The following is an 18509-nucleotide window of genomic DNA, read 5'->3' on the forward strand; positions in this document are numbered from 1 at the left end:
CGGTGCGGGGGTTCGCCCCGCACCGGGCCGGTTCCAGTTCGAGGAGTACATGAGATGGGACTGACCGCGAAGATCCGTACGCGGGACGGGTGGGCCGTGTCGCACGCGGTCGTCACGGTGACCGACACGGCGGGCCGCCAGGTGCTGCGCGCCGAGGCGGACGGGGAAGGAGCCGTACGGGACGCGACCGAGCTCGCCCCGGGGGCGTACACGGTCATCGTCACGGCCGTCGGATACGCGCCCGCGGCCGCCAGCGCAATCGTGACGGCGAGCAGGCGTGCCGAGGTGGGGGCCGTGACCCTGGCCCGGCAGGGCGGCACGGAACTGCCCCCGCCCGGGCCCTGGACCGTCGACCCGGCGCACTCCGCCGTCGGCGCGGTCGCCCAGCATCTGGGCATCTCCAGCGTGCGCGGGCGGTTCACGGAGTTCTCGGCATCGATCGAGGTCGCGCCGGACGACGTCGCCGAGTCCCGGGTGGAGGCGGTGATCCGGGCGGCCTCCATCGACACCGGCAACGCCATGCGCGACACCCACCTGCGGTCGGCGGACTTCCTGGACGTCGGGACGTACCCGGAGATCACCTACCGCTCCACCGGCCTGTCCCCGGCGGGACCGGACCGCTGGACCGTCCACGGCGACCTGTCCCTGCACGGTGTCGCCCGTCCCGTCGACCTGGACCTCGCCTACCTGGGCACCGGCTCCGACCCCTGGGGCGGCACCCGGGCCGCCTTCCGGGCCACGGCCGAGCTGCACCGCGAGGACTTCGCGATGAACTACAACCAGGTCGTCCAGGCGGGCATCGCGGCCATCGGCACGACCTTGAAGGTGGAGCTGGACGTCCAGGCGGTGCAGGGGGGCTCGCTGCCACAGGCGTAGGCACGGTCAGCCGGAACGGGCGCCGGTGCGCCTAGGCTGACTCCATGGCACCGAACATCGCGACGAACACCAAGGTCTCCCTGGACGAGTTGCTGGACTTCGTACGGCCCCGGCACCGCGCGATCCTGCTGACCCGGCGCGCCGACGGCAGCTCCCAGGCCTCGCCGCTGACCTGCGGGGTCGACGACTCCGGGCGGATCGTCGTCTCCACCTACCCCGAGCGGGCCAAGACGCGCAACGCCAAGCGGGACGAGCGGGTCGGCGTCCTCGTGCTGAGCGACGACTGGAACGGGCCGTGGGTCCAGATCGACGGCACGGCCGAGGTGATCGACTCGCCGGACTCCGTCGAGGCGCTCGTGGAGTACTACCGCAACATCGCCGGCGAACACCCCGACTGGGACGAGTACCGGCGGGCCATGCTCAAGCAGGGCAAGTCGATCATCCGGGTCACGCCGGAGCGCTGGGGACCGGTGGCGACCGGAGGCTTCCCGGCCCGACTGGTCACCGACCAGGAGTCCTGAGACCGCGGACCAGGAGTCCTGAGGCCGCGGACCAGGAGTCCTGAGACCCCGGACCGGCAGTCCTGAGACCAGGGACCAGCAGTCCGGAGGCTCAGCCGCGTTCCGCCATCGCCTCGATGCCCGCGATCAGCAGGTCCAGGGCGAAGGCGAAGTCCCGGCCCAACATCTCCGCGACCGTGTCGCCGCCGCGGGCCGCCATGAGGTTCTTCGACTCCTCGATGATCTCGGCGGTCTGCGGGGCCTCGGCGGTCGCGGTCATGGCCTGCCGGAAGTACTCGTCCGGGGTCAGGCCGGTGTCGGCGACCCGCGCGAAGAAGTGCCCCTCGATCGTGCCGTAGCCGTACACGAACTGGAAGACGGCCGAGATCGCGCCCGTGATGCCGTGCGCGGGCAGGCCGGTGCGGCGGACGACCCGCTGGATCGAGCGGGAGAAGACCACCGAGTTCGGGCCGATGTTGAGGTACTGGCCGGCGAGCGGTGACAGCCAGGGGTGACGGACCAGCAGCCCGCGGTACGCCGTGGCCAGCGCGCGCAGCTGCTCGCGCCAGTCGGCGTCCTCGTCCTCCGGATCGGGCAGCAGCCCCGCCAACTCGCCGAAGGCCGTGTCCAGGGCGAGCTCGAGCAGGTCGTCCTTGGTGTCGACGTACCAGTACACGGACATCGCCGTCACGTTCAGCTCGGCCGCCAGCCGCCGCATGGAGAACTTGGCGAGCCCCTCCGCGTCCAGAAGCCGCACGGTGACCTCGGTGATCCGCTCCCGGTCGAGCCCGGAAGGCTGCCCCCCACCACGGCCACGCCGACGTGCCTTGCCTTCCAGCCACACACTGTGGTGTGCGGCGCCCCTGGCGGTCTCGGCCATGGCAGGGCACCTTCCTTCCGGTATCTGGGAAAGATGCTAGGCCGCGGTCTGCCGAACCGGAGCGGGGGACCGCCCTGACATGCGGCTCCGCCCGGCGAGCGGGCACCTCGGACTCAGCCGACGTTCGGACTCGGCCGACGGTCCGGGCGTGCGTGTCAGGGGGTGGCCAGGGCCGGTTGCCTCTCCTTGCGGTTCGCTCGGCCCAGCAGGGTCGCGGCGACCATCCCGCCCAGCAGCACGGCCGACGCCCCCAGCAACAGACTGGTCTCCAACCCGGAGGAGAACGAGTCGATCAGCCGTGCCTTCTCCGACGCGGAGTTCGCCGCCGCCAGCGCCGCCGGCAGGGACACCGCCGCGAACCGCGCGTTCAGCACGGCGCCCAGGACGGCCACCCCGAGCCCGTTGCCGAACTCCCCCAGCGTCCCGTTGATCCCCGCGCCCACCCCCGCCTTCGCCGGCGGGATCGAGCTCATGATCGCGTGCGCCATCGCCGGACCTGCGACCGCCGTCCCCGCCCCGATGAGCAGCAACCCGAGCAGCGTCCCGGCGTAACCGCCGGAGGCGAGCGTGGCGATGGACGCCAGGCCCGTCGCCACCAGCACCATCCCCACCAGCACCGACACCGGCCCACCGAGCCTGGCCAGCACCTTCGCCGACAGTCCGGTGAAGTTGAGGGCCACCACCGTCAGCGCCAGCGGCGCGGTCCGCAGGCCCGCCTCCAGGGGGCCGTAGCCGAGGACGAACTGGAGGTGCTGGGTGAGCAGGAACAGCGCGCCGCCCATCCCGAAGGTGACCAGCACCGCACCGGCGACCGCCCCCGTGAACCGTCGGTCGCGGAAGAACGCCAGGTCGAGCATGGGGTACGGGATCCTGCTCTCCCAGTAGGCGAACAGGGCGAGGAACAAGACCGCCAGCACCGCGCCGACCAGCACCCGTGACGACGTCCAGCCGTGCGAGGGGCCGGAGATGATCGCGAGGACCAGCGAGGTCATGCCGACGGTCGAGAGGAACGCGCCGAGCAGGTCGGGACGGTCGCCCTGCGGGTTCTTCGTCTCGGGGACCAGGGTGATCACGGCCACCAGGCCCAGCGCCGCCACCGGCAGATTGATCAGGAAGATCGCGCCCCACCAGAAGTGGTTGAGCACGAGGCCGCCGATGAGCGGGCCGGCCGCGAAGCCGAGCGAGTTCACCGCGGCCCAGATGCCTATCGCCCTCGGCTGCTCCTCGGGCTCGAAGACCTGCATCACCACGGCGAGGGTGGTGGTGAACAGCAGCGCCCCGCCCACCCCCATGCCGGCCCGCGCCGCGATCAGTTGGGCGGTGGTCTGGGAGAAACCGGCCGCCAGGGAGCCGGTGCCGAACAGCGCCAGGCCCGCGACCAGCATTTTCTTACGGCCGTATCGGTCGGCGGCGCTGCCGGCGGTGAGCAGCAGTCCGGACTGCACCAGCGAGTACGCGTTGATCATCCACTGGATGTCGGCGGTGGCCGCGTCCAGCTCGCGGGTGAGCGAGGGGATCGCGACGTTCAGGACGGTGTTGTCGATCAGCACGGTGAGCTGCGCGAGGCAGATGACGCCGAGGATCAGCCAGCGTCGGGAGTGGGCCTGGGTGTGTGCCGGGGAGGGGGCCGGGGAGCTGCCCGGGAGGGACGGGGACGTGGTCATGTTCTACACCGTAGAACTGTTCCCATACGCTGTACAACGCAATAGTTCCGGCCCTCGTCCCGGTACGCGTCAAGGCCCTCGTCCCGGCCCTCATTCCGGTCCTCATTCCGGCACGCGCGTTCCAGGACCCGTTCCGCGACATGTACCGGGACGACGCGTACCAGGACATGAGGAAGGGCGGTGACCGCGGTCACCGCCCTTCCTCATGCGCGGTACCTCACGTGCGGTACCACCCGTGCGCTACTCAGCTGCTCGCCTTCTGCGTCAGGTCGTAGAAGGTGGCCGAACCGACCGTCACCTTCTTGAAGTTGGCCTCGACCCAGGAGCTGATCTGCGTAGACGTGCCACTGCTGCTGCCGCCCATGCCACCGCCGGAGCCACTGCTGATGAAGTAGTGGATCTTGCCGTCGGTCACGTACTGCTTGAACTGCGCCAGCGTCGGGGACGGGTCGGTGCCGTTGAAGCCGCCGATCGCCATCACCGCGTCACCCGTGGCGAGCTGGTAGCTCGCGGCGTTCTGCGCGCCGATCGCGGCCGCCGCCCAGGTGTACTTGCCGGAGTCGGCCTCCAGCAGCTTCTTGGCCGCGTCGGTCACGGAGGCGCCGTTGAGCAGACCGCCGACGCCGCCACCGCCGCCCATGCCGCCGCCGTCACCGGTCTGGCCGCCGGGACCACCCTGCTGGTTCTGCCCCTGGCCCTGCGTGCCGCCGTTGCCGTTCTGCGTGTTGCCGTTGCCGTTCTGCTGGTTCTGGCCGGGCATGCCCCCGCCGGGGAAGCCTCCCGTGCCGCCGCCCTGCTGGTTCTGGCCCTGACCCTGACCCTGGTTCTGCGTGTTGCCGTTTCCGTTGCCGTTCTGGGTCTGGCCGCCGGGCCCGCCGCCGAAGCCGCCTCGGCCACCGCCGCCCCCCATGCCGCCGCCCATCATGCTCGCGCCGGCCGGACCGGCGGTCACGATGGAACCGGTGTGGCCCTCCTGCACCGTGCTGATGGTGTACGCCGTCGGTCCGGCCAGCGCGGCCACCAGGCCCACGGAGGCCGCCGCGAGGGCGAGCTGACGGTTGATCCGGCCCGCGAAGGTCAGTCCGAGCGCTGCCGCCAGACCGCCGATCAGGATCAGCCACTTCAGCCAGGGCAGATAGTCGGAGGTGCGGTTGAGCAGGACGTAGCTCCAGGCCGCCGCCGCCACGACCGAGGCCGCGAGGGTGATCGAGGCCCAGATCTCGGACCGCTTCTCCCACAGGATCCCGGCGCCCATGCCGATCACGGCCGCCAGGTAGGGGGCGAGGGCCACCGTGTAGTACTGGTGGAAGATGCCCGCCATGTAGCTGAAGACGACCGTGGTGATCAGCAGCGAGCCGCCCCACACCAGGAACAGACCGCGGGTCGTCGACGTCCTCTTGAGTTTCCGGGTGGCGACCAGGCCGCCGACCAGCAGGATCAGCGCGGCCGGCAGCAGCCAGGAGATCTGACCGCCGATCTCGGAGTTGAACATCCGGTCCCAGCCGGTCTCGCCCCACTGGCCGGTGTTGCCACCGCCACCGCCTCCGCCGACACTGCCGGTCTCCTCGCCGTTCAGGCGGCCGAGACCGTTGTAGCCGAAGGTCAGCTCCAGGAAGGAGTTGTTCTGCGAGCCACCGATGTACGGGCGGGAGGAGGCCGGCCACAGCTCGACGATCGCCACCCACCAGCCGCCGGACACGATCAGCGCGCCGGTGGCGACGGCCAGCTGGCCGAACCGCTTCTTCAGGCCCACCGGGGCGCACACCGCGTAGACGATCGCCAGCGGCGGCAGGATCAGGAAGGCCTGCAGGGTCTTGGCGAGGAACGCGAAGCCGATCGCGACCCCGGCCCACACCAGCCACTTGGTCCGGCCGTCCTCCAGCGCGCGGGCCACCATGTAGCAGGCCACGGCCATCAGCAGGGCCAGCATCGCGTCCGGGTTGTTGAACCGGAACATCAGCGCGGCGACCGGCGTCAGCGCCAGCGCGGCGCCCGCGATCAGACCGGCCCCGGCACTGAACCGGCGGCGCACGGAGGCGTACACGACGGCGACCGAGCCGACGCCCATCAGCACCTCGGGGACGAGGATCGCCCACGTGTTCAGGCCGAAGATCCTGACCGACAGAGCCATCGGCCACAGCGAGGCCGGGGGCTTGTCGACGGTGATGGCGTTGCCGGCGTCCAGCGAGCCGAAGAACAAGGCCTTCCAGCTCTGGCTGCCGGCCTGGACGGCCGCGGAGTAGAAGGAGTTGGCGTAGCCGGAGGCACTCAGGTTGTACAGGTAGAGGAGGAGCGTGGCGGCGAGCAGGCCGAGGAAGGCCGGGCGCGCCCAGCGCGGATCCTCGGGGCGGCCGCGCCACAGTCTGCGGGGCAGCGGCTGCTTCGGCTCACCCGAACCGGGGGCCGGGACGGCCGTCTCGCGGGGGTCGGGGTTCGTGCCGCCCGGCGCCGCGGTCGGCGGCGGATCCCAGGTCGTCGTCTGATCGAGTTCGGTGGTCATCGGGCGTCCCCCGGGTCGGTGTCGTGGGGGCGGCGCACCGGCTGCAACTGCATGGTGGCGTCCCTCCAGGTGCCGTCCGCGGCTTCGCCGGCGCGGAACTGAGTGGTCGTGTCGGGGTCGTGCGGGTGCACGATGTGCCGCTGCGGCAAGGGCTGCGGCTGCGGCTGCGGCTGCGGCTGCGGCGCGGACGAGCCGCCGGCCTGCGGAGCACCGGCCGGGTACGTCGGCGAGGAGGCGTGGGGGATGTGCGGGCTCTGGGGGGTGCGCGGGGCGTGGGGGGCGCGGTGAGCCTGGAGGACCTGGGGGGCGTCGGCGTAGTCCGGCGCGCCGGCCGTCGGCTCCCCGCCCTCACGCCGGTCGGAGAACACCCACACGCGGAAGAGCAGGAAGCGCAGCACGGTCGCCGCGAGGTTGGCGGCGATGAGCACCGCCAGCTCGGTGGAGTGCGCGGGGCTGGACGTCGCCGTGTTCAGGGCGAAGAGCGAGCCGCTGGTCAGCGCCAGGCCGATGCCGAAGACGACCAGGCCCTGGGCCTGGTGCTTGACGGCCCCGCCGCTGCCGCGCACCCCGAAGGTGAGCCGGCGGTTGGCGGCGGTGTTGGCGACGGCCGAGACCAGCAGTGCGAGCGCGTTGGCGAGCTGGGATCCGCCGAACTGACGGAACACGCTGTAGAGCAGCAGGTAGAAGAGGGTGGAGAGGCCACCCACCACACAGAAGCCGACGAGCTGGCGGGCCAGGCCCTTGGGTACGTCCATGATGTCGCGGTCGCGGGGGTCGTCGCCGAACGGCCTGGTCAGCCGGTCCAGGGAGAGCGAACCGGTGGCCAGCGCCCGGCCCACGCGCCATACCCCCTTCAGGTCGTCGGTCGCCGTCTTCACGATGTGCACCGTGGAGTCCGGGTCGTCGACCCAGTCGACCGGAACCTCGTGGATACGGAGGCCGGCACGTTCGGCGAGCACCAGCATCTCAGTGTCGAAGAACCAGCCGGTGTCTTCCACCAGGGGGAGCAGGATCTGTGCGACATCACGCCGGATCGCCTTGAACCCGCACTGCGCGTCCGAGAAGCGGGCCTGGAGCGATCCACGCAGGATGAGGTTGTAGGCGCGGCTGATGAACTCCCGCTTCGGTCCGCGCACCACACGGGAGCTACGGGCCAGCCGGGAGCCGATCGCCAGGTCCGAGTGGCCGGAGATCAGCGGTGCCACCAGCGGCAGCAGCGCGTTGAGGTCGGTGGACAGGTCCACGTCCATGTACGCGAGGATCGGGGCGTCCGAGGCCGACCAGACGGTCCGCAGCGCACGGCCGCGGCCCTTCTGCTCGAGGCGGAAGTTCTCCACCTCCGGGATCCGCGCCGCCAGCCGCTGCGCCACCAGGGGAGTGGTGTCCGTCGACGCGTTGTCCGCGATCGTGATGCGGAAGGAGTACGGGAACGTACGCGTCAGATGGTCGTGCAGTCTCTGCACGCACGGCTGGAGGTCCTTCTCCTCGTTGTAGACGGGGATCACTACGTCCAGGACAGGCGTACCGGCTGTGGCGGCCGGGAGGTGCTCCCGCGCCGGCAGGGTGCCGGGAGAAGAATCGGTTCGCATGGCATCGACTTTCGTCAAGCGCCCTGTTGCACCCATGTGGTGGCACTGTGCTCGACCTGTGAGTCGAGTTGCCAGTTCGTTTCGGGGGCGGGCTGGGGCACGGCGGGGGCGAGGGCCGGAAGGTGCACCGTGAAGACGGTCCGGCCGGGCACGCTGTCCACCGTCACGGCGCCGCCGTGCGCGGTGGCCACGGCCTGCACGATGGCGAGGCCGAGTCCGGTCGAACCGGTGGTACGGGAGCGTGCCGAGTCGCCGCGCGCGAAGCGTTCGAACACATGCGGCAGCAGATCGGCCGGGATGCCCTGCCCGTTGTCCTGGACGTCCACGCACAGCCACGGCCCGCGTCGCTGCACGCGCGCGGTGACCGTGGTACCGGGCGCGGTGTGTGTGCGGGCGTTGGCGAGGAGGTTGACGAGGACCTGCTGAAGCCGTGCCGCGTCGGCGGAGACGAGCGCGGGCTCGTCGGGGAGTTCGAGGCGCCAGACGTGGTCACGCCCGGCGGCGCGGGCGTCGCTGATGGTGTCGATGACCAGGGGGACCAGGTCGGTCTGCTCGAACTGCAACGGGCGGCCCGCGTCGAGCCGGGCGAGCAGGAGCAGGTCCTCGACGAGGAAGGTCATCCGGCCCGCCTCGGACTCGATACGCCCGAGGGCGTGCCGGGTGTCGGGCCCGACCTCCTCCCGTCCGCGCCGGGTCAGCTCGGCATAGCCCCTGATGGAGGCAAGGGGCGTACGGAGCTCGTGACTGGCGTCCGCGACGAACTGGCGGACCCGCATCTCGCTCTCCTGGCGGGCGTGCAGGGCGCCGTGGACATGGTTCAGCATCCGGTTGAGCGCGGCCCCGACCTGCCCGACCTCGGTGTGCGGATCGGTCTCGGCCTCCGCGACGCGCTCGCTGAGGTTGACCTCGCCGGTGTGCAGGGGGAGTTCGGAGACCCGGGTGGCGGTGGCGGCGACCCTGCGGAGGGGGCGGGTGGCGACATTGACCATGACGGTGCCCGCGAGGGTGGCGGCGATGAGGCCGGCGACGGTGAGGCTGATCTCGACGAGGATCAGGGTGTTGATGGTGTTGTCGACCTCCGCCGTGGGGATGGCCACGTAGTAGCCGGCGGTGTCGTTGCTGGCGTACTTGACGCGGTAGTCGCCCAGACCGGGGATCTCCACGGTGTGCATCTTTCCGTCCTGGGAGACGGAGTTGAGCACCTTGATCTGGGCCTCGGAGAGCCCCTTGTTGCTCATCGAGAAGTCGTCCTGCGACTTCACGCCACGCTCGGCCTCGGTGATGGTGCCGTTCACGACCTTGGCCGCGATGGTGCTGTCCGACTGGGGGCCCTGGACCAGCTGCGCGAGGCCGGTCGCCTGCGCCTTGCCCTGCTGCTGGCCGGGCGTGCCGGTGCTGCCCTTCTGCTGGTTGGGCGGTCCTCCGAAGCCGTCGCGCGGCGCCGCACGCGCCGCGACCTCACCCAGTCGCCCGTTGAGCTGGCCGTACAGGTGGTCCCGCAGCACCAGGGTGGTCACGGTGCCGATCACCGCGCAGACCACGGCGATCAGGGTCACGGACACGACGACGAGCCGCGTCCGCAGGGTGCGCGGCTGTCCCGCTCGTCTCTTCTGCGCACGCGGCCGTCGTCGCCCGCTCATGACACAGCGGGCTTGATCAGGTATCCGGCGCCGCGCCGGGTGTGGATCATCGGTTCGCGTCCCGCGTCGATCTTCCGTCGCAGGTAGGAGATGTACAGCTCGACGACATTGGCCTGGCCGCCGAAGTCGTACGACCAGACGCGGTCGAGTATCTGCGCCTTGCTGAGCACGCGCCGCGGGTTGCGCATCAGGAAGCGCAGCAGCTCGAACTCGGTGGCGGTCAGATGGATGTTGTCCCCGGCCCGCGACACCTCGTGGCTGTCCTCGTCGAGGGTGAGATCCCCGACGACGAGCACGGAGTCGGAGCGCCGGTCGGCGGCACCGGAGCGCCGGATGAGCCCACGCAGCCGCGCCACGACCTCTTCGAGGCTGAACGGCTTCGTGACATAGTCGTCGCCGCCCGCGGTGAGGCCGGCGATACGGTCCTCGACCGCGTCCTTGGCCGTCAGGAACAGCACCGGAACGTCCGGCAGCTCACGCCGCAGCCGCCCCAGGACGGTCAAACCGTCCATGTCGGGAAGCATCATGTCCAGGACGACGGCATCGGGGCGGAACTCCCGCGCGGTCTGGATGGCACCCGTGCCGTCCCCCGCGCTCCGGATCTGCCATCCCTCGTAGCGCAGGGCCATGGACAGCAGTTCGGTGATCGACAGCTCGTCGTCCACCACAAGCACTCGGACGGGGCTCCCGTCCGGCCTCAGCAGTTCGGTGCGCCCCTGGGGCGAGGTCGTGGTCATGGTGAACACCTTGGCCGGGTCCCCTGAGAGCACTCTTTCACTAATCTGTGATTTCCCTGAGAAACGCACAGGCACCTCTCAGGCAACACCTTGGAACCCTTTGCTCCGTGTCTACTTCGGAGGACTTTTTGCCCGGTACGACATGCTGTGGGGCCCTCAGGACGCGCTCTCCGTGCGAGGCGCACGGGGCGTCCGCTCGAACCCGTGGCTGTGTTCCACCTTGGCGATGTGCAGGCTGTAACGCTCGTACCAGTGCGCCCGCCCGTACTCCTTGGCCGCCCGGTGCTCGGCGTGCGCCCGCCACCGCTCGATCCCGTCGAGATCGTGGAAGTACGCGACGGTGATCGCCAACCCGCCGGGGGTGCGGGCCGAGTCCTCCCCCAGGAACCCCGGGATGTCCGCCACCAGTTCGCCCAGCCGCTCGGCGGTCTCGCCGTACCCGGCGTCCTCCTCGGTGCGCAAAGACGTGAAGACCACGGCGTAGTAAGGGGGTTGATGTGCGGCAACAGGTGTCATGCGCTGTTCGCTCATGGCACCCACCATCCGCCGGGGAGCCGGCTCCGGTCCAGCCTCCTTGCCAAAAGGGATCCCGCAGGGATCCGACTCTTTACCCGGCCCGGCTCCTCAGTCCTCGCGCCGCCCGTCACGCGGCTCCCTCAGAACAACTCGTCCTGACGGTGCTCCTGCGCAACTTCGAAGTCCCGTACGGGAAAAGGGGGTCGGGAATCTGGCTCACCGCCCTCCACCGGAACCAGCTGCCACCCCTTCATCAACCGCGTGTCGAGCACGATCACCCCGTCCCCGGTGGCCAGATGCAGATCGGGCCCGGCGGCCGCCACGAGCTCCCCGCTCACCGCGCCCCCGGGGATGAGCTCCCGCACCTCCCCGACGGCGGCCGGCGCCCCGGCGAGCCCGAACGCCCGCACGTGATCCACGGATCGGAACGGCGCACGCTCCAACGACTCTGGCCAGCCGCCCAGTTCCACGGCCCGCCCGTACACCTCACTTATCTCACCGGCCCGTTCCTCCTCCACTCCCGGCAGCGCGGCCCGCACCGCCCGCTTCTCGGCGTACGGAATCCGGTCCGGCACGCGCAGAGCGGCCCGCAGCAGCTCCTCGGTGCGCCGCGCGGCCATCAGCGGCCCGCTGCCGAGCCAGCTGAAGCAGACGGCGCCCTGTTCGAGCAGTCTCACCGAGCCCCGCTCGACCGCCGTGATCCCGACCTTGACCAGACCGGGCCCGAACCACGCGAGGTACACCCGGTACGGCCGTGGATCGTCGGCGACCCGGTCCGCGGCGACGGAGTGCGCCCGGTCCAGCCGCCCGCACTCCTCGCACCGCCCGCCCGCGCTCCTGCCCGGCACGACCACCCGCCGGGGACACGCATGCCCCCGAGCCCCGGCACACTCCCGCACACCCCCCTCCACCACCCCGAAGGAGACCCGCTGCCCCCAGGACAGCGGGCTACGACGCCCCCCGTCCCACATCAGCTCGGGCCCCTCCGCCGACCACCTCAGCCCCGCGCACTTCCATGCCTGTGCCATCACCCACAACGGTAGGCCCGGCCACTGACAGCACGGGCACGACCTCGGGCGCACGCCCCGCGAGCCGGCACCCGACACATCCCGGATGCCCGCCCCTCGCCCACGGGTCCCGGACCCGCATCCCCCACTCCGCCCGGGGCCGCACCCCCGGCGGCTTGCCCCACCCGGCGAGATGCAGCCCCCAGGTGACCAGCGCACCCACCCCCACGATGACGAGCCCCCCGACCAGGAACACCCCGGAAACGGCACACACCCCGACCCCCACCACGGCGGTCCCGACGGTCGCGATGCCGACGCCCGTCCAGCCGGCGACCGTATGTCCCTCGTCGTACAGATGACCGGCCACGCTTCCCTCTCCCTCTAAGAAGTTGCCTTACTTAACCTCTTACAAGGTAAGAGAAACAGAAGTCGGATAACAAGGACCCAGCAGAAACAAGCCGCCTGCCTCAATCCCGCAGATCCGAGAACCCGCCCATCCGCGGACCCGCAGACCCGCAGACCCGCAGACCTCTGAGCAAGGAACAAGAGCCCGAGATGCCAGCCGAGCCGTCACTGCCGCGCAGCGATCCGCACAGCGGCCGCCCCGCCGCCACCCCCGCTCAAGCGCTCGCGGCGATGGACGACCTCATCGCGGCCAGCATGGTCGGCCAACAGGAGATGGCCCAGCGCCTGGGTCTGAACGTCACCGACCTGACCTGTTTCGCCTACGTCATCCAGGCCGGCGAGAACCTGCTCACCGCCGGCGACCTCGCGGCCCGCGTCCACGTCACGACAGGCGCCGTGACCGGCATCCTCAACCGCCTGGAACGCGCCGGCTACGTGACCCGCCGGCCCGACCTCGAGGACCGCCGCCGGGTCCGCGTCGCCGCGATCCCCTCCGCGGTCGCCCGCGCCCACACCCTCTACGAGCCGTACTACGCCCGCCTCAACGCCCTCTTCGCGGACTACTCCCCCCCGGAGATCGCCGTCCTGACGGACTGGTTCACCCGCGCCACGACCCTGGCCCACACCTACCGAGAGGAACTCCGCCTCCACGACACCGACCCCACACCTCCGAAGACCTGACTGCACCCGACGACACCGCTGTACGCCTGGCCCCCGCGCGAAAGGGCCAGGAGTGGGCGGACGCCTGGAACTCACGACTGAAAGCAGCCCGGCTGAACGGTGTCAGCTTTCGGTGGAAGAGGAGTCAGACGGCGAGCAGGAGCCGGACACCAAGGGGTGATCCGAGTTTCTGACCGCGTTGATGTCAGCCGCAGATGTCAGCCGCAGATGTCAAAGGCCCCGCCGGATGAACCGGCGGGGCCTTTGACGTGTGTGCACTCGGCAGGATTCGAACCTGCAACCTTCTGATCCGTAGCTCTACAGAGATCGGGCATCGACGGTCATACAGGCTGCCTGACGGGTGCTGATGGGCCATGCCGGGTGTAGGCGGTTGCTGTGGTTGCTGTGCTTCGCTGCTGTACGCACCAGCCGCTCGCCGGCAGCAACGGAGCGACTACCCGATCAGCGTCCGCACGAAGAGTGCGCCAACCGCGCTCCCCACCCCCGTGAGAAATCCGATCACGGCATGGCGGGCAACGAACACTTGGATCTGCTCACCGGTGATGCTGCGGTAGCGAACCGGCACGAGGCCGGCGAGCCTACTGACGTTAGTTCGCTTACCCTTACCAGACATACGGGTTCCCTTCATCGCTGGATGGACTCGTTGACGAGGGCTCCCCTCGACCACTTGCTGTAGGAGGCTTTGGTCGAGTTGGGAGCCTTCGACATGTCCGAGTCTAGGCAGCAGGAAGCGCCTGAACTGGTCCTCCAAAAGCGGAGATTGACGCTCCGAAATCCAAACGCTTCTGAGTGCGCGCGCCCGCACGGGCGCGCGCGCATACCACGAGAACAAGAGTGATGCGCATCACATCAACGTCGGCGCTTCTTGCTCACCCACGGCGCTACTTGAGCCTTCCATCCCGGTTCTTGGGTTACCGCCCGAACTCGTCGCATGCGTGATCGCTGGCGAGCGGACGTCTGCCCACGGCGCGCAACTCTCTGAAGAAAGCGCGTCTCCTCAAGCGCCTTGTGCCGCTGGACCGCCGTCAGCGACTTCTTCCACTTCCCTACAACGCTGCTGCTGTACCCGCTGGCAGACGCGATCTCCTCCACAGGCAACCCGGCGATCAGGGCCCGAACAGCCAATACCCGGGCCCGCTTCGTGAGCTCGTATTCCGCCGCCCTGAGCTCCCGGCGCTGCTTCTTGATACGAGACAACTCGTGCTGGATCACTTCGAGTTCATCGCCATCGTCCATGAGCTCATGCTGGCGCAAGAGCTACGTGGCGGGGACCTGCCTGATCAACCCACCACTCTCCCCAGCTCCCATCCCGTCCGCCGTCGACCCACGCACCGTGGAGCGGGCGTGGTTCATGGCGTCCAGGTGGAGCGCGCCACTGTACGAACGACCTGGACGCCATGGGCCGCGTCTGCTCGGCTCTGCCTGGGTCGACGGTGGGCGGGATGGGAGCACCCCGCGCACGCCACTACGGACCGGTAGCCGGGAACGGAGCCCCCTTCATCCCGGTGCCGGCCGATCCCCCGCCGGAGGCATTGTTTTGACCGTGGCCATCCCATGCGGCAGTCCCCTCGTGGTTCGGCTCGTTGCTGTGCGCGCGGCACGGACACCGGCCGGGCTGGAGCGGGGCGGAGACAGGAGCGCAGGCCCGGCCGGGGGCCGGGCCGCGTGCGGGGAGCGGAGCGAGCCGCCTTGAACCAGTAGAGAAAGTTTGAATCATGATGTGCCCCTCTTGATCATCTAGACCTCCGGGCCCCGGTGCTGGCTGCGTCGTGGTGTACAACCCTGGGTATGGGGAGTGAGCGGCAGCAGCGCATGAAGGCGCTCGGGGCACGCCTTCGGGTACTTCGTGCGGAAGCCGGACTGACGGGTGCCGTGTTGGCTCAGAGGGCCGACGTAGGACAACCGACCGTGTCCAAGGTGGAGAACGGGCGCATGGTCCCCAGTGCTGACGTCCTGGGCCGCTTGTCCCGCGCTCTCGGCCTCGACGAGCCGACCACCCGCGAGGTACGTGACCTCCTGGTCGCCGTGGAAGCTGCTCCGGACACCGTCGAAGTATCCGGTGACGCGGGACCGGCGGGGGCAACTCTCAACGAAGCGGTTCGGTCCGCACGGTTGGTGCGCTCGTTTCAGTGCGTCGCCCTGCCGGCCATGCTCCAGAGCGCGGAGTATGCCCGTCACGTCTTCGAGAGCACGCCCAACTCGACCCCTGAGGCTGTCGGTCGGGCTGTCGCTGCTCGTGTGGAGCGGCAAAGCGTCTTGTACGAGCCGGGGCGGGAATCGGTGTTCGTGCTGACAGAAGCCGTGTTGAGGACGTGGCCGGGTAACCCCGCGCTGATGCTTGCCCAGTTCGACCGGCTGTTGGCCGTCGACAGTCTCAGCACCGTACGCATCGGGGTCATTCCGTGGCGGCGGCGGGTGCCGGTCATGCCTCGTCACGGGTTCACCTTGTGCGACGGGGCGGCGGTCGTGGTCGAGACCTTCCGTGGTGAGCGGGTCTTGGAGGATGCCACCGCGGTCGCAGCGTATGCGGAGACCTTCGGCCGCTTCGAGGAGGCTGCGATCTTCGGGGTTGAGGTTCGGGAGCTGCTGCTTCGCGTGATGCGGGAGTTCCAAGAGTTGGAGCCACCGACCACCCGATAGAGGAATAATTCCTCAAGATGCCTGGCTCAACTGTCGCGCCTGGGAATACTCTGCTCCTGTCGTCTAGCCCCCTAGACAAGGAGTAGGTGTTTCCCATGCTCAAGAGTTGGTGCCGCATGTTTCCCGGCTTGGCGTGGCAGGTGGCGGAGGCCCGTCACTTCGTTCGCGCCCTGCTTGAGGATGAGGGTTCGGACCTCGTCGACGATGCCGTGCTGGTCGTCGGCGAGCTCGCTGCCAATGCCGTACGGCACTCGCGGAGCGGCTGGTATCGCGGATGGTTCCTCGTGGTCGTCGGCTTCGGTGATGACCTGGTGCGCATTCAGGTGATCGACCAGGGCGGCGACGATGAGCCCCAGGTTCGCAGCGTGCGCAGTTCGGTCGAGGAGGGCGGCCGCGGGTTGATGCTGATCGCAGCCTGCGCCAAGGACTGGGGCGTGCAGGACCGGCCCGCCGGCGGGCGCTGTGTCTGGGCCGACCTGGCGCGGGTGGGTGTGTGATGGCGTCCCGCTCAGTGGTGGTCCGCAGTCGCCTCGTGGACAGTGGAGGGTGAGCCCCCGCGGTGTACCTCGGCGCAGGGCCAGGTTCTACGTGATCGGCGTTCGTTCCGGGCGGCGTCTCCCGCCCGTACCGTCTAGGGCCCTAGACTCCTGGGTACTTCTAGGAGGTGTGATCATGTCGGACGAGTTGAAGCGGATCACGGCGATCGATGATCCGTACCTGCTCCTGCGGGAGGTCACGACCCGGTTGGCCGACGCACAGCAGGAGGTCACGGAGCTGGCCAGGCTCCGTCGGCGCGTGGTCCAAGACCTCCATGCCCAAGGGCTCTCTTACGCACAGATCGCGACGAAAGCCGGACTGAGCCGCGGGCGGATCCATCAGATCCGCCACACCGGGCCGGCGCCGGAAGGGTCCTTCCTCGGGCGAGGTGCGGTCATCGTCGCTACTCCGCTGCGGCGGGACGACGAGCGCGGCCGTACGGTCGTCGCCGTGGACGACGTCAGTTCCGGGAAGAGCCTTGAAGACCTTGCCCGGTCCTACGGTCTCGACGTCACCTCGGAGCACGTGCCGGTGAGCGGTGACATCGACCTCAACCGTGACGGCCTGGTGGTCGTCTGCGGCCCGCGTATGTCTCAGCAGATGTGGGACACCTACGCGCAGGATCCCGTACTGCGCTGGGAACGCGCGGAAGCGGGGCCCTGGACGGTCGTGGACCGGCGAACTGGCACCGTCTACCAGTCAGGGCAGGACAGCGACCCTGCCCGCCCGTACGACGTGGGATACGTCGGCAGGCTGCCGCGCCCCGACGGCCAGGGCTCGCTCCTCGCCATCGCCGGTATCCACACGCAGGGCTCCCTGGGCGTCGTGCAGCTGCTCGCGTCCGACCTGAACGCGCTGTGGGGGCAGGTGGGCGATCATCGTTTCTCCGCGCTGGTGGGCGTCGATTACGACCCCGAGACCAGCGAGCCGCAGTCGGTCGAACTGCTCACTCCCCTCTACCGGCACGAAGAGGATCCTTCGGCGTGAGGGTCGCCCTCGACTCGCTGCCCGGCGAGGCGGGCCGGGACAACGAGGACTTCGCCGCTGCCACTCCTGGGGCGGCAGTGCTCCTCGATGGTGCCGGAGTGGCCGGCGCGGAGACCGGGTGTACGCATGGCGTCGCCTGGTTCTCCGCGACGTTGGGCGGGCTGCTGCTGAGCACCATCACGGCGCACCCCGCCCGGCCTCTCGCCGATTGCCTCGCCGACGCGATCCGCGCCGTCCGGTCCCTGCACGAGGACACCTGTGACCTGACCTTTCGCGCCAGCCCGACGAGTACGGTCGTCGCCGTCCGGATGGACGCGGGAGCTCTGGAGTACCTCGTACTCGGGGACTCGTCCCTTCTCCTCGCCGACCGGGACGGCGTTACGACCGTGGTCACCGACCGCCGCCTAGACGAAGTCGGCAGGAGGTTGCGGGGGCCGGTCGACGCGCTGCCTACCGGCTCGCCGGAACACGCCGCCGCCCTGGCCGAGTACCGGAACGTCTTGACGGAATTCCGCAACGAGCCGGGCGGTTTCTGGATCGCTGGGCCTGAACCACGCGCGGCCGAACATGCGCTCACTGGGGCGGCGCCGCTGCAGTCGCTGACGTCCGTGACGCTGATGAGCGACGGCGCAACGCGTCTCGTCGACCGCTTCCAAGTCGCCACCTGGCAAGAGACGTTGGCCGTACTCACCTCGTCCGGCCCCCGTGAGCTTCTTCGTCGCGTTCGAGAGGTCGAGGCCGGCGACCCTGAGGGACGGCGTTGGCCGCGGGGCAAGTCGGGGGATGACGCGACCGCCCTGCACCTGGTGCTGCCGTAGCGCGAGCGAGCGCATCGAGACTCGCACGTATACCCCCCTAGACAGTTGACGGCCCGTCGGGCTATCGTCTTCGTCAATCCCCCTAGACAGTTAGGGCGGGTCGCTCCCTGTGCTGTCTAGGGGGGTATCCAGTTCGGTGCGGCGCTGACAAGGCGTCGCCGACCAAACGAGGTTCACGAAATGCGCGTTATCCCCGTTGACTCCTCGGCTGCGACGCTGCTGGTCACGAAGCTGCCCGAGGTCAAGGTCAGGGACCGTCAAACCGGTGAGATCGCCATCGACCCGGTGACCAACGACCGGCTCATGGTGCTGGAGCTGGTGTTCATCGCGGCGGGCGGTTCGGACATGATCAAGGTCACCGTTCCCGAGAAGGGCATCGGTGAGGGCCTGGTGATGGGAGCTCCGGTCATCCTGCCGGGCCTCATCGCCCGGCCGTGGGAGAGCGAGTTCGGCGGGCGGATGCGTCACGGCATCGCCTACCGGGCGGACGCCGTCATGGTCAACGCTCCGGCTCCGGTGCAGGGCTGAACGC

At 69.7% G+C, this 18509-nt stretch carries 18 protein-coding genes; 8 read left to right on the forward strand and 10 right to left on the reverse strand.

Translation table 11 applies throughout. From position 1 onward, the window contains the following. Nucleotides 1-54: 54 nt before the first annotated feature. Nucleotides 55-876 carry a YceI family protein gene (locus ACFWBB_RS02825; RefSeq protein ID WP_385266053.1) on the forward strand — a complete coding sequence of 274 codons (822 nt, stop codon included), beginning with the start codon at nt 55-57 and terminating at the stop codon, nt 874-876. 44 nt (nt 877-920) lie between these two features. Then, on the forward strand, nt 921-1397 hold the full coding sequence (locus ACFWBB_RS02830) for a PPOX class F420-dependent oxidoreductase (protein ID WP_385266056.1): 477 nt from the start codon (nt 921-923) through the stop codon (nt 1395-1397). 91 nt (nt 1398-1488) lie between these two features. On the opposite strand, the gene ACFWBB_RS02835 is transcribed toward ACFWBB_RS02830, so the two are convergent. From ACFWBB_RS02835 to ACFWBB_RS02875, 9 genes are all read right to left on the reverse strand, one after another. Then, on the reverse strand, nt 1489-2256 hold the full coding sequence (locus ACFWBB_RS02835) for a TetR/AcrR family transcriptional regulator (RefSeq protein WP_385266059.1): 768 nt from the start codon (nt 2254-2256) through the stop codon (nt 1489-1491). Nucleotides 2257-2411: 155 nt separating this feature from the next. Beyond that, entirely contained in the window at nt 2412-3920 is a 1509-nt protein-coding gene (locus tag ACFWBB_RS02840; RefSeq protein ID WP_385266062.1) for an MFS transporter, read from the reverse strand. A 244-nt stretch (nt 3921-4164) separates the two neighbouring features. Continuing rightward, nucleotides 4165-6420, reverse strand: coding sequence for a glycosyltransferase family 39 protein (locus ACFWBB_RS02845; protein ID WP_385266065.1), 2256 nt, complete (start codon nt 6418-6420; stop codon nt 4165-4167). Beyond that, nucleotides 6417-8009 carry a glycosyltransferase gene (locus tag ACFWBB_RS02850; protein ID WP_385266068.1) on the reverse strand — a complete coding sequence of 531 codons (1593 nt, stop codon included), beginning with the start codon at nt 8007-8009 and terminating at the stop codon, nt 6417-6419. The genes ACFWBB_RS02845 and ACFWBB_RS02850 overlap by 4 nt, the downstream gene beginning before the upstream one ends. 14 nt (nt 8010-8023) lie before the next feature. Beyond that, nucleotides 8024-9649, reverse strand: coding sequence for a sensor histidine kinase (locus ACFWBB_RS02855; protein WP_385266071.1), 1626 nt, complete (start codon nt 9647-9649; stop codon nt 8024-8026). Further along, a complete protein-coding gene (locus tag ACFWBB_RS02860) occupies nt 9646-10386 on the reverse strand; it encodes a response regulator transcription factor (RefSeq protein WP_062645116.1) in 741 nt (246 codons plus the stop codon). The genes ACFWBB_RS02855 and ACFWBB_RS02860 overlap by 4 nt, the downstream gene beginning before the upstream one ends. A gap of 156 nt (nt 10387-10542) precedes the next feature. Then, nucleotides 10543-10917, reverse strand: a complete 375-nt coding sequence (locus ACFWBB_RS02865) for an antibiotic biosynthesis monooxygenase family protein (protein WP_385266074.1) — start codon at nt 10915-10917, stop codon at nt 10543-10545. A gap of 125 nt (nt 10918-11042) precedes the next feature. Continuing rightward, nucleotides 11043-11930 (reverse strand): DUF2797 domain-containing protein, encoded by an 888-nt coding sequence (locus tag ACFWBB_RS02870; protein ID WP_385266077.1) that lies wholly within the window; start codon nt 11928-11930, stop codon nt 11043-11045. Continuing rightward, the gene (locus tag ACFWBB_RS02875) at nt 11851-12276 is read right to left on the reverse strand and encodes an HGxxPAAW family protein (protein WP_385266080.1); all 426 of its coding nucleotides are present in this window, start codon (nt 12274-12276) and stop codon (nt 11851-11853) included. Before ACFWBB_RS02875 ends, ACFWBB_RS02870 begins: the two co-directional genes overlap by 80 nt. Before the next feature lie 188 nt (nt 12277-12464). Here ACFWBB_RS02875 and ACFWBB_RS02880 point away from each other — a divergent pair, with 188 nt between their 5' ends. After that, nucleotides 12465-12995 carry a MarR family winged helix-turn-helix transcriptional regulator gene (locus ACFWBB_RS02880; RefSeq protein ID WP_385266082.1) on the forward strand — a complete coding sequence of 177 codons (531 nt, stop codon included), beginning with the start codon at nt 12465-12467 and terminating at the stop codon, nt 12993-12995. A gap of 849 nt (nt 12996-13844) precedes the next feature. On the opposite strand, the gene ACFWBB_RS02885 is transcribed toward ACFWBB_RS02880, so the two are convergent. Next, nucleotides 13845-14231 (reverse strand): hypothetical protein, encoded by a 387-nt coding sequence (locus tag ACFWBB_RS02885; RefSeq protein ID WP_385266085.1) that lies wholly within the window; start codon nt 14229-14231, stop codon nt 13845-13847. Nucleotides 14232-14783: 552 nt separating this feature from the next. Here ACFWBB_RS02885 and ACFWBB_RS02890 point away from each other — a divergent pair. The 5 genes from ACFWBB_RS02890 (at nt 14784) to ACFWBB_RS02910 (ending at nt 18505) form a co-directional block, all read left to right on the forward strand. After that, nucleotides 14784-15635, forward strand: a complete 852-nt coding sequence (locus ACFWBB_RS02890) for a helix-turn-helix domain-containing protein (protein WP_385266088.1) — start codon at nt 14784-14786, stop codon at nt 15633-15635. Nucleotides 15636-15730: 95 nt separating this feature from the next. Next, the gene (locus ACFWBB_RS02895) at nt 15731-16132 is read left to right on the forward strand and encodes an ATP-binding protein (RefSeq protein ID WP_385266090.1); all 402 of its coding nucleotides are present in this window, start codon (nt 15731-15733) and stop codon (nt 16130-16132) included. A gap of 175 nt (nt 16133-16307) precedes the next feature. Further along, entirely contained in the window at nt 16308-17159 is an 852-nt protein-coding gene (locus ACFWBB_RS02900) for a sigma-70 family RNA polymerase sigma factor (RefSeq protein ID WP_385266092.1), read from the forward strand. Further along, complete coding sequence (locus ACFWBB_RS02905) at nt 17156-17977, forward strand: protein phosphatase 2C domain-containing protein (RefSeq protein WP_385266095.1); 822 nt, start codon at nt 17156-17158, stop codon at nt 17975-17977. The genes ACFWBB_RS02900 and ACFWBB_RS02905 overlap by 4 nt, the downstream gene beginning before the upstream one ends. Nucleotides 17978-18157: 180 nt before the next feature. Next, nucleotides 18158-18505, forward strand: coding sequence for a hypothetical protein (locus tag ACFWBB_RS02910; protein ID WP_385266097.1), 348 nt, complete (start codon nt 18158-18160; stop codon nt 18503-18505). The last annotated feature ends 4 nt before the right edge of the window (nt 18506-18509 follow it).

This window comes from Streptomyces sp. NPDC060000 (genome assembly GCF_042737375.1).
GTDB lineage: Bacteria > Actinomycetota > Actinomycetes > Streptomycetales > Streptomycetaceae > Streptomyces.